The sequence below is a fragment of the Streptococcus sp. W151 genome, assembly GCF_053010205.1.
The window spans coordinates 31746-45896 of record NZ_JBRKNT010000007.1 but is presented as its reverse complement, the minus strand read 5'-3'; the positions used below and the strand labels follow the sequence as shown (position 1 = coordinate 45896).

At 40.8% G+C, this 14151-nt stretch carries 14 protein-coding genes; 13 read left to right on the top strand and 1 reads right to left on the bottom strand.

Annotated features, from left to right (window positions below):
• Positions 1-61 precede the first annotated feature (61 nt).
• Positions 62-241 (bottom strand): hypothetical protein, encoded by a 180-nt coding sequence (locus ACVC7Q_RS09240; protein ID WP_447265644.1) that lies wholly within the window; start codon positions 239-241, stop codon positions 62-64.
• 150 nt (positions 242-391) lie between these two features.
• Here ACVC7Q_RS09240 and rsmH point away from each other — a divergent pair, with 150 nt between their 5' ends.
• The 13 genes from rsmH to pepC all read left to right on the top strand — a co-directional run bounded on the left by rsmH (position 392) and on the right by pepC (position 14040).
• Complete coding sequence (gene rsmH, locus ACVC7Q_RS09235) at positions 392-1342, top strand: 16S rRNA (cytosine(1402)-N(4))-methyltransferase RsmH (RefSeq protein ID WP_003010377.1); 951 nt, start codon at positions 392-394, stop codon at positions 1340-1342.
• An 11-nt stretch (positions 1343-1353) separates the two neighbouring features.
• Entirely contained in the window at positions 1354-1689 is a 336-nt protein-coding gene (ftsL, locus tag ACVC7Q_RS09230; RefSeq protein ID WP_003010374.1) for a cell division protein FtsL, read from the top strand.
• On the top strand, positions 1682-3964 hold the full coding sequence (gene pbp2x, locus ACVC7Q_RS09225) for a penicillin-binding protein PBP2X (protein WP_447265643.1): 2283 nt from the start codon (positions 1682-1684) through the stop codon (positions 3962-3964). The genes ftsL and pbp2x overlap by 8 nt, the downstream gene beginning before the upstream one ends.
• 1 nt (position 3965) lies before the next feature.
• A complete protein-coding gene (mraY, locus tag ACVC7Q_RS09220; protein ID WP_447265642.1) occupies positions 3966-4958 on the top strand; it encodes a phospho-N-acetylmuramoyl-pentapeptide-transferase in 993 nt (330 codons plus the stop codon).
• Between the two features lie 134 nt (positions 4959-5092).
• On the top strand, positions 5093-6436 hold the full coding sequence (locus ACVC7Q_RS09215) for a DEAD/DEAH box helicase (RefSeq protein ID WP_447265641.1): 1344 nt from the start codon (positions 5093-5095) through the stop codon (positions 6434-6436).
• 196 nt (positions 6437-6632) lie between these two features.
• On the top strand, positions 6633-7433 hold the full coding sequence (locus ACVC7Q_RS09210) for an amino acid ABC transporter permease (RefSeq protein ID WP_447265640.1): 801 nt from the start codon (positions 6633-6635) through the stop codon (positions 7431-7433).
• Positions 7433-8176 (top strand): amino acid ABC transporter ATP-binding protein, encoded by a 744-nt coding sequence (locus tag ACVC7Q_RS09205; RefSeq protein WP_447265639.1) that lies wholly within the window; start codon positions 7433-7435, stop codon positions 8174-8176. The genes ACVC7Q_RS09210 and ACVC7Q_RS09205 overlap by 1 nt, the downstream gene beginning before the upstream one ends.
• Positions 8177-8257: 81 nt before the next feature.
• Complete coding sequence (locus ACVC7Q_RS09200) at positions 8258-8485, top strand: DUF4059 family protein (RefSeq protein WP_003003995.1); 228 nt, start codon at positions 8258-8260, stop codon at positions 8483-8485.
• Between the two features lie 59 nt (positions 8486-8544).
• Complete coding sequence (trxB, locus tag ACVC7Q_RS09195) at positions 8545-9456, top strand: thioredoxin-disulfide reductase (RefSeq protein ID WP_447265638.1); 912 nt, start codon at positions 8545-8547, stop codon at positions 9454-9456.
• 139 nt (positions 9457-9595) lie between these two features.
• Positions 9596-11056, top strand: a complete 1461-nt coding sequence (locus ACVC7Q_RS09190; RefSeq protein WP_447265637.1) for a nicotinate phosphoribosyltransferase — start codon at positions 9596-9598, stop codon at positions 11054-11056.
• Positions 11053-11877, top strand: a complete 825-nt coding sequence (gene nadE, locus ACVC7Q_RS09185) for an ammonia-dependent NAD(+) synthetase (protein WP_447265636.1) — start codon at positions 11053-11055, stop codon at positions 11875-11877. Before ACVC7Q_RS09190 ends, nadE begins: the two co-directional genes overlap by 4 nt.
• Positions 11878-12086: 209 nt before the next feature.
• Positions 12087-12638 (top strand): GNAT family N-acetyltransferase, encoded by a 552-nt coding sequence (locus ACVC7Q_RS09180; RefSeq protein ID WP_031575284.1) that lies wholly within the window; start codon positions 12087-12089, stop codon positions 12636-12638.
• A gap of 67 nt (positions 12639-12705) precedes the next feature.
• Positions 12706-14040 (top strand): aminopeptidase C, encoded by a 1335-nt coding sequence (pepC, locus tag ACVC7Q_RS09175; protein ID WP_009732326.1) that lies wholly within the window; start codon positions 12706-12708, stop codon positions 14038-14040.
• Positions 14041-14151 lie beyond the last annotated feature (111 nt).

Below are 14151 nucleotides of genomic sequence, written 5' to 3'. Positions count from 1 at the left end.
TCGTTTACTTCATTTAAGGAATTTCTTGGAGGAAACAAAAGAAAAACAGAAATGGAAGAAATTATTTTTCTTCCATCTCTGTTTTTTTTCCTTGAATGGCTTTTTTGAGCCACCAAAGTGAGCCGACTAGGATCAGGGCAGCAAGCCAAAAAATCCAAGCCTCAATAGTGGTTAGAAAAAAGTAGAGAGCGATAGCATCGACCAATAAAAGTGGGATGAGAATCTGTTTTCTTATTTTCATAAGAATATTGTATCATAAATCCTAGAGGAAACAAGTGAAATCAAGCCTTTCTAGGTATTTTGTAGGATCCGAAAAGGTCAGATAGGATTAGTTAGTGAATTTTCTTTCAGGAGTGCATCTTGGTCCCATTTGTGGTAAAATAGTAAAGATATGAGTAAAGAATTTCATCATGTAACGGTTTTGCTTCATGAAACGATCGATATGCTGGATGTTAAGCCAGATGGGATCTATGTAGACGCCACATTGGGTGGAGCAGGCCACAGCGAATATTTGTTAACAAAATTAAATGAATCGGGTCATCTCTATGCCTTTGACCAAGATCAGCATGCGATTGAGAATGCTAAGATTCGTTTAGCTCCATTCATCGAGAAAGGCATGGTGACCTTTATTAAGGATAACTTTCGTCATTTAAAGGAACGTCTTAACGAATTGGGTGTGACTGAAATTGATGGAATCTGTTATGACCTAGGTGTGTCTAGTCCTCAGTTAGATGAACGGGAACGTGGATTTTCTTACAAGAAAGATGCGCCGTTGGACATGCGGATGAATCAAGAAGCTTCCTTAACAGCCTATGAGGTGGTTAATAGCTACGATTACCATGATCTAGTTCGCATTTTTTTCAAATATGGAGAGGACAAATTTTCCAAGCAAATTGCGCGGAAAATTGAGCAAGCGCGAGCAATTAAACCGATTGAAACGACGACTGAATTAGCAGAGATTATTAAATCTGCTAAACCAGCTAAGGAGCTCAAGAAAAAGGGTCATCCTGCTAAACAGATCTTCCAAGCCATTCGTATCGAAGTCAATGACGAACTGGGAGCGGCGGATGAATCGATTCAGCAAGCCATGGATTTGTTGGCCCTCGATGGTCGTATTTCTGTGATTACCTTTCATTCGTTAGAGGATCGATTGACCAAACAATTGTTTAAAGAAGCTTCGACGGTTGAGGTTCCAAAGGGGCTTCCCTTTATTCCAGATGATTTGAAACCAAAGATGGAGTTAGTCAACCGGAAACCTATTTTGCCAAGTGAAGAAGAGCTTGAGGAAAATAATCGATCTCATTCAGCAAAATTACGGGTTGCTCGAAAAATACACAAGTAAGAGGAATTGATATGGCAGCAAGAGATGAGAGAACAAGAACACAGGTATTGCAAGACCACTTTCGCCGTTTCTCTAGAGTAGAAAAGGCTTTTTATGGGTCGATTGTCTTAACAGCTGTGATTTTAGCCATTAGTATCGTCTTTATGCAGACACGAATTTTACAAGTACAGAGTGAGTTGACTGATTTGAATACGGAACTAGAAGCCAAAAAGACGGAATTGGCAGATGTTCGTCAAGAGGTCAATGAATTAACACGTTATGACCGCTTATCACAGTTGGCTAGCTCCCAAGGAATGAAGCTGCAAAAAGAAAATCGAAAAACAGTGAGTGCAAGTAGTGATGAATAAATTTAAAAAATTTTTAATCGGGTATTCGATAAAGAAACGTCGCTTGCCAGATCAGAATCGAAAACAAGTTGGGAAAAATCTCAGTGTACTGGCGATTTTCCTCTTTTTTCTCTTTCTGATTAATTTTGCAATGATTATTGGGACTGACAAAAAATTCGGTGTGACCTTATCGGATCAAGCAAAAAAAGTCCATGAGCAGACGGTTATTGTTCCTGCAAAACGTGGAACGATCTATGACCGAAATGGAGCAGTAATTGCTGAAGATGCTACGACCTATAACGTTTATGCCGTTATTGATAAAAAGTACAAATCAGCAACTGGGAAAATCCTCTATGTAGAAGAGAGCCAATTTAAAAAAGTAGCAGAAATCTTTAAGCAGTACTTAGGGATGGATGAGGATTACGTCATTCAACAGTTGTCGCAAAAGAAATTGAAACAGGTTTCTTTTGGATCGAACGGAAATGGCATTACTTATAGTAATATGACAGCTATCCGTGAGGCCATGGAAGCGGCGAAGATTGAAGGGGTTTCCTTTACAACTAGTCCAAATCGGAGCTATAAAAATGGAGTTTTTGCCTCTCAATTTATAGGGCAGGCCTCTCTTCAAGAAGATAAAGAGGGGAATAAAACCCTGAAGGGGCAATCAGGGATGGAAAAATCCCTCGATCGCATTCTTGCTGGTCAAAATGGAGTCATCACCTATGACAAAGACCGAAACGGGAATATCGTTCCTGGTTCAGATAAGGTTTCTGTCAAAACAGAAGATGGAAAAGATGTCTATACGACCATTTCTGCAGAATTGCAGACTTACCTTGAGACACGTATGGATGTTTTCCAAGAAAAAGTGAAAGGAAAGTATGTCAGTGCGACTCTTGTCAGTGCAAAAACAGGAGAAATCCTTGCGACAACGCAACGTCCATCCTATAATGCGGATACGAAACAAGGACTAGATTTGAAAAACTTGAAAACCTGGAATACCATTCTTTATCAAGATCAGTATGAACCAGGTTCAACCCTGAAGGTCATGTTATTAGCTTCGGCGATTGACCATGGGACTTTCCCAGCCTATAATGAAGTATACTACAGTGATGAATTGCAGGTAAAAGATGCGACGATCCGTGACTGGGATGTTAATATGGGACTGTCTGAAGGTCGCTATATGAATATTGCACAAGGCTTTGCCTATTCTAGTAATATTGGGATGACCAAGCTAGAGCAGAAGATGGGAAATAACGTCTGGATGGACTACCTGACCCGCTTTAAATTCGGGCTTCCAACTCGTTTTGGAATGGGAAATGAAGCTTACGGAAGGCTTCCGGGGGATAACTATGTTAGCCAGGCACAATCTGCCTTTGGTCAAGGGATTTCTGTCAGTCAAACCCAAATGTTACGGGCCTTTAGTGCTATCGCCAATGATGGGCAAATGTTGGAGCCGAAGTTTATTAGTGCCATTTACGATAAAAAATCAGACACGGCCCGCAAATCAAAAAAAGAAGTTGTTGGAAAACCAGTTTCAGGATCAGCTGCACAACAGACTCGAAATTATATGATCACGGTCGGAACAGATCCAGAGTATGGGACTTTGTACAGTGATGGACCTATCATTCAGGTACCCGGTCAAAACGTTGCAGTGAAATCAGGGACTGCCCAAATTGCGACAGATCAAGGATACTTGCAAGGAGAAAATGATTATATCAACTCGGTTGTAGCGATGACACCTGCAGAAGACCCTGAATTCATCATGTATGTAACGGTCCAACAACCAGAAGTGAAATTCTCAGCCACTAGCTGGGAAGAGCTGGTCAATCCTATTTTGGAAGATGCAGTTGCTTTAAAAGACGAATTGCATCTAACATCAGAGGCACCAACCTTGGATGATGTGACTAAAGAAACGACTTACAAAATCCCTTCAGTGGAAACTCTCTCTAAAGAGTTAAATCTGAAGCAAAATCTAAGCCCAGGTGCTTATTCAGAGGAATTGCGTCGCAATTTGGTGCAACCAATTGTACTAGGGACCGGTAAAAATATCCGCAAGATGTCTGTGGATGTGGGCTCTAAAGTCAAAGCCAATCAACAAGTATTGTTATTGACAGAAGACTTTGATGCTGTTCCAGATATGTATGGTTGGACTAAGAAAAATGCAGACATCTTTGGAGAATGGACTGGAATTGAAATTACCTATAAAGGTAGTGGAAAGAAAGTAACCAAACAAAGTGTCAAAATGAACACCTCGCTCAATAAAACTAAAAAGATTACGTTAACATTAGGAGACTAAGATGTATATTGCTACGATCCTTGTATCGTTTCTATTAACAGTGGCTGCTATTCCAGCCTTTATTCGATTTTACCATCGTGCTCATATTTCCGGGCAACAAATGCATGAAGATGTGAAACAACACAAAGCGAAAGCAGGCACTCCGACAATGGGTGGAGTGGTGTTTCTCATTACAGCAGTTCTAGTCAGTTTTGTCGTTACCGTATTGACTGGAAATTTCACGCGCCCTGTTCAACTTACTCTATTTATCTTGATTCTATATGGAATTGTTGGTTTTTTGGATGACTTTTTAAAAGTTTTTCGTAAGATTAATGAAGGGCTCAATCCAAAGCAAAAATTAGCTCTTCAACTCGTTGGTGGAATCATCTTCTATGTTTTTTCTGAACGCCACGGTGCAGGAAGCCTTTTGAATGTCTTTGGTTACGATCTTTACTTGGGCCATTTCTACATTCTCTTTGCTTTATTTTGGTTGGTTGGTTTTTCAAATGCTGTCAATTTGACAGATGGGATTGATGGATTAGCCAGCATTTCCGTTGCCATTAGCCTGAGTGCCTATTCCTTTATTGCCTATATGCAAGGAAAATGGGATATTCTCTTTGTCACCTTAAGTATGATTGGGGCCTTGCTTGGATTCTTTGTCTTCAACCACAAGCCAGCTAAAATCTTTATGGGAGATGTCGGTAGTCTTGCTCTTGGAGGGATGCTTGCAGCTTTGTCAATGGCTCTGCATGTAGAGTGGACCCTGCTCTTGATTGGTCTTGTCTATGTCATTGAAACAGGTTCAGTGATGCTACAAGTGACCTATTTCAAATGGACCAAGAAACGCTACGGGGAAGGGCGACGGATTTTCAGAATGACTCCTTTCCACCATCATTTAGAATTGGGTGGTCTTTCTGGAAATGGCCAAAACTGGTCAGAATGGAAAGTGGATGCCTTTATGTGGTCTATTGCCTTGGTAACAAGTGTCATCACTCTTGTTCTTCTCTACTTATAAAAAAGACGGTGGGCTTGCCCATCGTTTTTTGCTGACTCAGAGAGACTTTGTTGGTTAGGAAAAATGACTCATAAGAGAGGCACGAAGTCAGCTTTTCTGATATAATAATAGAGATCATGAAAGGAACTGAGAAAATGAAATTTACAGAGTTTAATTTTAAGCCTTATATTCAAGAGGCACTGAAAGAAATCAATTTTAGAGAAGCAACCGAAGTACAGGAAAAACTAATTCCGATTGTCTTAGCTGGGAATGATTTGGTTGGGGAATCTAAGACAGGATCTGGAAAAACCCATACATTCCTCTTGCCGATTTTTCAAACGTTAAATGAAGACAACGATCAAGTTGAAGCGGTGATTACGGCTCCTAGTCGGGAGTTAGCAACGCAAATTTACCAAGCTGCTCGTCAAATCGCTAGTCATTCTGAAAAAGAAATTCGGATTGCCAATTATGTTGGAGGAACGGATAAAAGTCGTCAGATTGAAAAATTGCAGGTCAAACAACCGCATATCGTGATTGGAACTCCAGGGCGGATCTATGATCTGGTTGCATCTGGTAATCTGGCCATCCATAAGGCCCATACCTTTGTGGTAGATGAGGCGGATATGACATTGGATATGGGATTTTTGTCTACCGTAGATAAGATTGCTTCAAGACTTCCGCAACAACTGCAATTTTTAGTCTTTTCGGCTACGATTCCACAAAAATTGCAGCCTTTCTTGAAAAAATATCTCTCAAACCCAGTTATGGAGCAAATTAAGACCAAAACGGTGATTTCAGATACCATCGATAATTGGCTGGTTTCTACCAAGGGGCGGGATAAAAATGAGCAAGTTTTCCAATTGACCAAGACCTTGCAACCTTATTTGGCCATGATTTTCGTCAATACAAAAACGAGAGCAGATGATCTTCATGCCTATTTAGTGGCTCAGGGCCTAAAAGTGGCGAAGATTCACGGAGATATCCCACCACGTGAACGGAAACGGATCATGAATCAGGTTAAAAACCTTGACTTTGAGTATATTGTGGCCACAGATTTAGCAGCACGGGGAATTGATATCGAAGGGGTGAGTCATGTCATTAACGATGCCATTCCTCAAGATCTTTCTTTCTTTGTTCACCGAGTCGGTCGGACAGGACGCAATGGTCTACCAGGTGTAGCCATTACCCTTTATCAACCGAGTGATGATTCAGATATCCGTGAACTAGAAAAAATGGGAATTCGTTTCGTACCGAAAGTGTTGAAAAATGGGGTTATTGAAGATACTTATGATCGGGACAGACGGGCGAATCGTGAGAAAAAGCAAGAGAAACTCGACATCGAAATGATCGGTCTGGTGAAGAAGAAAAAGAAAAAAATCAAACCAGGCTACAAGAAAAAAATCAAATGGGCAGTTGATGAAAAGCGGAGAAAAGCTAAGCGAGCTGAAAACCGAGCGCGTGGTCGGGCGGAACGAAAGGCCAAACGCCAAACTTTCTAATCCCTTGTTTCAAATGTTCAGAACAAAACATAAATTTTCTTTATGAACTCCATAAAGAAAAACTATTAGGAACTTGTCTAAAATTATGATAGACTAAATTTGAGTAGTCTATCATTTTTCTATTTCTGTAGCAATTTTTGGAATTCCGATAGTGAATGTGATAGAATGTTTATGTTCGAGAAAGGAAGTAACAAAAATGTTTACAACTAATCTATTAACAGCCAACTGGTATGCTGACTTTTTAAAACACGTTCCAGATAGCAAGCTGTTTAGTCTGAGAGCTGTATTGGATGCATTCCCGGCTGTCATAGGGAAACTGCCTGTGACGATTTTACTAGCCCTGGGAGGCGCATTTTTTGGGATTATTTTTGCCATGATTTTTGCTCTAGTCAAAATTAATCGTGTACGAATCCTCTACCCGATTCAAGCTGTTTTTGTCAGCTTTTTACGTGGGACTCCTTTGTTGGTTCAGTTGATGTTAACCTATTATGGGATTCCTCTTATTTTAAAAGCCATTAATCAGTCTTATGGAACAGCTTTTAATATTAATGCCATTCCAGCTGAGCTATTTGCAATTGTGGCCCTTGCCTTTAATGAGGCGGCGTATGCGAGCGAGACCATCCGGGCAGCGATTTTATCGGTGGATCCTGGTGAGGTTGAGGCAGCGCGAAGTCTTGGAATGACCAACCGTCAAGTATACCGCCGGATTATTATTCCCAATGCAGCAGTTGTTGCAACCCCGACCTTAATCAACTCTCTCATTGGTTTAACCAAGGGGACATCGCTAGCCTTTAGTGCCAGTGTGGTTGAAATTTTTGCCCAAGCACGGATTATTGGGGGGAGCGATTTGAAGTATTTTGAACGCTTTATCACGGTATCGATTGTTTACTGGATTGTGAATATCCTCATAGAAATGCTAGGCCGACACATTGAACGTCGACTGGATATTGAGACTCCCGTAGCAATTGATTTACCAGATCAGGAGGTCCGGATCTAATGATTTATATTTCAGAATTATCAAAGACATTTTCAGGTCAAAAGGTTTTAAATGATCTAAGTTTGGAAATTCAAAAAGGGGAAGTAGTAGCCTTGATTGGGTCTTCTGGAGCGGGTAAATCGACCTTTTTACGCAGTTTAAACTATTTGGAAGCTCCAGACAGTGGTAGAATTAAGATTGATGATTTCGAGGTTGACTTTGAACATATTAGTCAAGATCAAATCTTAACTTTGCGGAGAAAGTTGGCCATGGTTTTCCAACAGTTTAATTTGTTTGGTAGAAAAACAGCTCTTGATAATGTTAAAGAGGGTCTCATCGTTGTGAAGGGCTTATCCGATCAAGAAGCAACGAAAATTGCGCGTGAAGAACTGGCAAAAGTTGGCTTATCGGATCGTGAAAATCACTATCCTCGTCACCTCTCAGGCGGACAAAAACAACGCGTGGCTTTGGCTCGTGCCTTAGCTATGAAACCAGAGGTTCTTTTGCTGGATGAACCGACTTCAGCCTTGGATCCAGAATTGGTTGGGGAGGTTGAAAAATCCATTGCCAATGCAGCAAAAACAGGTCAAACCATGGTATTGGTTAGTCACGATATGTCTTTTGTAGCACAAGTGGCAGATAAGGTCTTATTTTTGGATAAAGGACGGATTATTGAATCTGGAACACCAGAGGAAATCATGCAGCATCCAAAAGAAGAACGGACAAAAGAATTCTTTGCTAGTTACAAACGGACCTATGTTTGATATAATAGAAAAGAGGTAAGACTCAGCTGGCGATGCTAGCTGGGTTTGTTTTCTGAAAATGTAAAAATATTTGGAGTCGTGATGTTAAATAAATTATTGTCCTTATATTTACAAAGTTTAGTGACGACAACGATTTTAGTTGGGATCGCTTCTTGTATTTGGATTGGCTACCGTGCCCTTAAGAAGAAAGATAAAACAGCCAAGCAACGACAAGCGCATTTGTATGATATCCTCTTAATTGATATCATGACGATTCCTATTTTAACCTTTGCGGTCATAGGGATCTTGTTTATCTTTCAAGCACGATAATTGCAAAAATGCCGTGTTAGAATTATAATGATTACAACGAAACGGAAAAGAGGTTGACTATGTTTGATACAGTGATTATTGGAGCAGGTCCTGCAGGAATGACTGCGGCCCTTTATGCAGCACGAAGTAATTTAAAAGTCGCATTGATTGAGAGAGGGATTCCAGGCGGCCAAATGAACAATACGTCTGACATTGAAAACTATCCTGGCTATGCCAATATTAGTGGCCCGGAGTTGGCTGAAAAAATGTTTGAGCCCTTAGAAAATCTTGGTGTTGAACATTTGTTTGGTCAGGTTGAGCGTATCGAAGACCATGGACCAACCAAAAAGATTGTCACAGATGACGGGGAATTTGAAGCTAAGACTCTTGTGATTGCAACAGGATCTAACCACCGTTTATTAAATGTCCCTGGTGAAGAGGAGCTGAATAGTAGAGGAGTTTCCTACTGTGCTGTTTGTGATGGAGCTTTCTTTAGAGATGAAGATCTCTTGGTCGTTGGTGGTGGCGATTCTGCGGTAGAAGAAGCTGTCTTTTTGACGCAGTTTGCAAAAACAGTGACCATTGCTCACCGAAGAGACCAGCTTCGTGCCCAAAAAGTTCTTCAAGATCGTGCCTTTGCCAATGATAAAATTCACTTTGCTTGGAATACAGTTGTTGAAGAAATTAAGGGTGAACAAAAAGTAACGTCTGTCCTTTTAAAAGATGTGAAGACAGGAGAGGTTAGAGAGCAAGCCTTCGGTGGTGTCTTTATCTATGTTGGTTTAGATCCTGTCAGTGATTTTGCGACAGAACTTGGTATTTTAGATGAAAATGGCTGGGTGGTCACGGATGATCATATGAGAACCACAGTCCCAGGTGTTTTTGCAGTTGGTGATGTTCGTCAAAAAGATCTACGTCAAGTGACGACAGCCGTCGGAGACGGTGCGATTGCTGGCCAAGAAGTTTATAAATATATCACAGAAAACTTTTAATCCAAAAAAATCTGAGCTTCCTGTCTCAGATTTTTTTCATGCTTTCCTTTCAGTATTCAATAGGGCTGAAATATGCTATAATGGTACTAATTTTATGGTAGGAATTCATAGAACAAATCTATAAAAAAGAGGTATACATATGTATCCAGATGACAGTTTAACCTTGCATACTGATTTATACCAAATCAACATGATGCAAGTCTATTTTGATCAAGGTATCCACAATAAACATGCTGTATTTGAAGTGTATTTTCGTCAACAGCCTTTTAAAAACGGCTATGCTGTATTTGCTGGCTTAGAGCGAATTGTGAAATATTTGGAAAACTTGAGTTTTTCTGAGAGCGATATTGCCTATTTAGAGTCACTTGGTTATCATGGAGCCTTCTTGGAATATCTCCGTGATCTTAAATTGGAACTGACAGTACGCTCGGCTCAAGAAGGTGACTTAGTTTTTGCCAATGAACCAATTGTCCAGGTCGAAGGTCCTCTGGCTCAGTGTCAATTGGTGGAAACAGCCCTCTTAAATATAGTCAACTTTCAAACCTTGATAGCCACAAAGGCTGCTCGTATTCGTTCGGTCATTGAAGATGAGCCTTTGATGGAATTTGGAACACGTCGTGCGCAAGAAATGGATGCTGCCATTTGGGGAACTCGTGCGGCAGTCATCGGAGGGGCCAATGGAACTAGTAATGTTCGGGCAGGAAAACTCTTTGGAATCCCAGTTTTAGGAACTCATGCCCATTCTCTTGTACAGGTATATGGAAATGACTATCAAGCCTTTAAGGCGTATGCGGAAACCCATAAAGATTGTGTCTTCCTCGTCGATACCTATGATACGCTTCGTATTGGGGTACCAGCAGCTATTCAGGTAGCGCGTGAAATGGGAGATAAGATCAATTTCCTAGGCGTCCGGATTGACTCAGGAGATATTGCCTATATTTCTAAAAAGGTTCGCCAGCAATTAGATGAGGCTGGGTTTACAAATGCTAAAATCTACGCTTCTAATGACTTGGATGAAAATACCATCCTCAACTTAAAAATGCAAAAAGCAAAAATTGATGTTTGGGGTGTAGGGACCAAGTTAATTACAGCTTACGATCAACCAGCGCTTGGAGCGGTATACAAAATTGTTTCTGTTGAAAATGATAAAGGAGAGATGATCAATACCATCAAGCTTTCCAATAATGCCGAGAAAGTTTCTACTCCAGGTAAAAAGCAAGTCTGGCGGATTACGAGCCGTGAAAAAGGTAAGTCAGAAGGAGACTACATCACTTATGATGGAGTAGATGTTTCACAACTGACAGAACTTAAAATGTTCCATCCAACTTATACCTACATTAATAAAACAGTTCGAAACTTTGAGGCCATTCCTCTTTTAGTGGATATTTTTAAAGAGGGTCAATTGGTTTATCAATTGCCAACATTATCAGAAATTCAAGAATATGCTCGTAAAAATTACGATCAATTATGGGATGAATACAAGCGCGTCCTCAATCCACAGCATTACCCAGTTGACTTGGCCAAAGATATTTGGCAGGATAAGATGGATCTGATCGAGGAAATGCGTAACAAGGCCAATGGAGAAGGAGAAGCAAAATGAGTTTGCAAGAAGAGATTATCCAACAATTGGGTGTCAAGCCTAGCATTGATCCTCAGGAAGAGATTCGCCGCTCGGTTGATTTCTTAAAAAGATATCTAAAAAAGCATCCCTTCTTGAAAACATTTGTATTAGGGATCTCAGGAGGACAAGATTCGACTCTTGCTGGACGATTAGCTCAATTAGCCATGGAAGAAATGCGCTCAGAAACAGGAGATACCTCCTATCAATTTATTGCCGTTCGTCTTCCTTATGGGGTACAGGCAGATGAAGCAGATGCACAAAAAGCATTGGCTTTTATTCAGCCTGATGTTAGCCTAGTCGTTAACATCAAGGAATCGGTTGATGCCATGGAACGTGCTGTCGAAGCAACAGGAACGGATATCTCCGACTTCAACAAGGGCAATATCAAGGCTCGTAGTCGTATGATTGCGCAATATGCTCTAGCAGGAGCACATAGCGGAGCAGTGATTGGGACGGACCATGCAGCGGAAAATATTACAGGTTTCTTCACAAAATTTGGAGATGGTGGTGCAGATATTTTACCCCTTTTCCGTTTGAACAAGCGCCAAGGAAAACAATTGCTTAAAACCTTGGGAGCTGATCCTGCTCTCTATGAGAAAATCCCAACTGCAGATTTGGAAGAAGAAAAACCAGGAATAGCAGACGAAGTAGCGCTGGGTGTCACCTATAATGAAATCGATGATTACCTAGAAGGCAAACAAGTGAGCCCAGAAGCTCAAGCCACTATTGAAAAATGGTGGTACAAAGGCCAACACAAACGCCACCTGCCAATCACAGTATTTGATCATTTCTGGGAGTAAAAAGGTCCACTGGACCTTTTTAGCCCGAGTCTTAACATAGGAGAACGAGACAGAAATCGGTAACTCGCAGAGTTCGATTTCGTAGTCTCACCATACAATATTGTGAAAAGCATCAAAAAGAAGGGCGATTTCATCCGTCCTTTTCTTCTAGATTAAAGTAACCAACTTGCAACGTTCAAGTTGCATGAAAAAATGAAGGGAGACAATCTATGAATCATCTTGGAAGTCTTGTCATAGAGACAGAGCATTTATACTTGAGGCCTTTCGTTTTGGAAGATGCACCAGCGATGTTTGAAAATTGGGCTTCGGATCCTGAAACCCTGAAATATGTCACTTGGGATGCCCATGCATCTACTGAGAGAACCAGAGAATCGATCAAAAGATGGATCGAACAGTATCGTAAACCAGATACTTATAAATGGGCGCTTTGTTTGAAAACATCACTGGATCAGGTAATTGGAGATATTAGTGTGGTTTCTCAAGACCAGGAAAGTCAATCATGCGAGCTAGGTTATATCCTTGGCAAGAAATTCTGGGGGCGGGGATTCATGACAGAAGCCGTCATAGCTGTTTTGGATTTCTTATTGAACAAAGTCGGATTTAAAGAAATCAAAGCCACTTATGTCAGTTTAAATCCTGCTTCAGGGAAAGTCATGGAAAAGGCAGGAATGCAGTATGTAGAAACCATCCCTCATGCCATTCAACGCAAAGGATATTGCGGGGATAAAATCATCTATTCTAAACAGAATCCCTCTCTATAGGGTGATTTTTACTTGAAGATTCTGCTCAAAGGATTATAATAGTAAATAATGAAAAAAGGAGATTGCTATGTCAGAATTAACGAAAGAATTTACAGACCAGCTCTATGCTAATTATGAAGCAAATGTGAAATATGCGGCTCTTGAAAATGCTGTTACCCACAATGGGATCCATGCATCGCTTGAAACGCGCAAGAGTGCAGTAGAAAATACACCAGTTTTTTCACTTGATTTGACCAAGGATAAGGTGACAAACCAAAAAGCATCTGGACGTTGTTGGATGTTTGCGGCTTTAAATACCTTCCGTCACAAGATGATTTCAAGCTTCCAATTGGAGGATTTTGAATTGTCTCAAGCACATACTTTCTTTTGGGATAAGTATGAAAAATCAAACTGGTTTTTGGAGCAAGTGATTGCTACAGCAGATCAAGAATTGACCAGCCGTAAGGTGGCTTTTCTCCTACAAACCCCACAACAAGATGGTGGTCAATGGGATATGGTGGTATCCCTCTTTGAGAAATACGGAGTGGTTCCAAAATCAGTTTATCCGGAATCGATTTCTTCAAGTAATAGCCGGGAATTGAACACCTACCTCAATAAACTCTTGCGTCAAGATGCGCAAATCTTGCGTGACTTGATTCACTCAGGCGCAGATAGTGAGGCAGTTGCGAGCAAGAAACAAGCGTTGTTGCAAGAAATCTTTAACTTCTTGGCTATGTCTTTAGGATTGCCTCCACGTGAATTTGACTTTTCATACCGTGATAAGGACAACCAATTCCATACCGAAAGTGGCTTAACTCCACAAAGCTTCTACAAAAAATATGTAGACCTTCAATTAGACGATTACGTCTCCATTATCAATGCCCCAACTACAGATAAGCCATATGGAAAATCTTACACCGTAGATATGCTGGGCAATGTGGTTGGTAGCCGTCCAGTCCGCTACCTAAATGTTCCAATGGATCGATTGAAAGAATTAGCTATTGCTCAAATGAAAGCAGGAGAAACTGTCTGGTTTGGTTCAGATGTAGGCCAAGTCAGCAACCGTAAAGCCGGAATCCTGGCAACAGATGTCTACGATTTTGAAGCAGGCATGGACATTCATTTGACACAAGACAAGGCGGGTCGCTTGGACTATGCAGAAAGTCTCATGACACACGCTATGGTCTTGACAGGGGTTGATTTAGACGAAGCAGGTCAGCCTCGTAAATGGAAGGTTGAAAATTCATGGGGAGACAAGGTCGGTACAGATGGTTACTTTGTGGCTTCTGATGCTTGGATGGATGAATATACCTATCAAATCGTGGTTCGTAAAGAATTCCTAACAGCAGACGAATTAGCAGCCTATGAAGCAGAACCAATTGTCCTAGCACCGTGGGATCCAATGGGAGCTTTAGCAAAATAATGATATAGAAAAGAGCCGAAAGGCTCTTTTCAGATTGAAGACAAAATATCTTAAAAACTTTCCTTAGGTGAGTACGGACGTCAGCGAACTTCTTTAAAGTTCCATGACTAA

What these genes read in the sequence shown, in the direction of transcription:
- ACVC7Q_RS09215 (WP_447265641.1), top strand. Translation starts at nt 5,093, where the DNA reads ATGAAATTTACAGAGTTTAATTTTAAGCCTTATATTCAAGAGGCACTG.
- trxB (WP_447265638.1), top strand. Translation starts at nt 8,545, where the DNA reads ATGTTTGATACAGTGATTATTGGAGCAGGTCCTGCAGGAATGACTGCG.
- mraY (WP_447265642.1), top strand. Translation starts at nt 3,966, where the DNA reads ATGTATATTGCTACGATCCTTGTATCGTTTCTATTAACAGTGGCTGCT.
- ACVC7Q_RS09200 (WP_003003995.1), top strand. Translation starts at nt 8,258, where the DNA reads ATGTTAAATAAATTATTGTCCTTATATTTACAAAGTTTAGTGACGACA.
- ACVC7Q_RS09205 (WP_447265639.1), top strand. Translation starts at nt 7,433, where the DNA reads ATGATTTATATTTCAGAATTATCAAAGACATTTTCAGGTCAAAAGGTT.
- nadE (WP_447265636.1), top strand. Translation starts at nt 11,053, where the DNA reads ATGAGTTTGCAAGAAGAGATTATCCAACAATTGGGTGTCAAGCCTAGC.
- ACVC7Q_RS09180 (WP_031575284.1), top strand. Translation starts at nt 12,087, where the DNA reads ATGAATCATCTTGGAAGTCTTGTCATAGAGACAGAGCATTTATACTTG.
- ACVC7Q_RS09190 (WP_447265637.1), top strand. Translation starts at nt 9,596, where the DNA reads ATGTATCCAGATGACAGTTTAACCTTGCATACTGATTTATACCAAATC.
- pepC (WP_009732326.1), top strand. Translation starts at nt 12,706, where the DNA reads ATGTCAGAATTAACGAAAGAATTTACAGACCAGCTCTATGCTAATTAT.
- ftsL (WP_003010374.1), top strand. Translation starts at nt 1,354, where the DNA reads ATGGCAGCAAGAGATGAGAGAACAAGAACACAGGTATTGCAAGACCAC.
- pbp2x (WP_447265643.1), top strand. Translation starts at nt 1,682, where the DNA reads ATGAATAAATTTAAAAAATTTTTAATCGGGTATTCGATAAAGAAACGT.
- ACVC7Q_RS09210 (WP_447265640.1), top strand. Translation starts at nt 6,633, where the DNA reads ATGTTTACAACTAATCTATTAACAGCCAACTGGTATGCTGACTTTTTA.
- ACVC7Q_RS09240 (WP_447265644.1), bottom strand. Translation starts at nt 241, where the DNA reads ATGAAAATAAGAAAACAGATTCTCATCCCACTTTTATTGGTCGATGCT.
- rsmH (WP_003010377.1), top strand. Translation starts at nt 392, where the DNA reads ATGAGTAAAGAATTTCATCATGTAACGGTTTTGCTTCATGAAACGATC.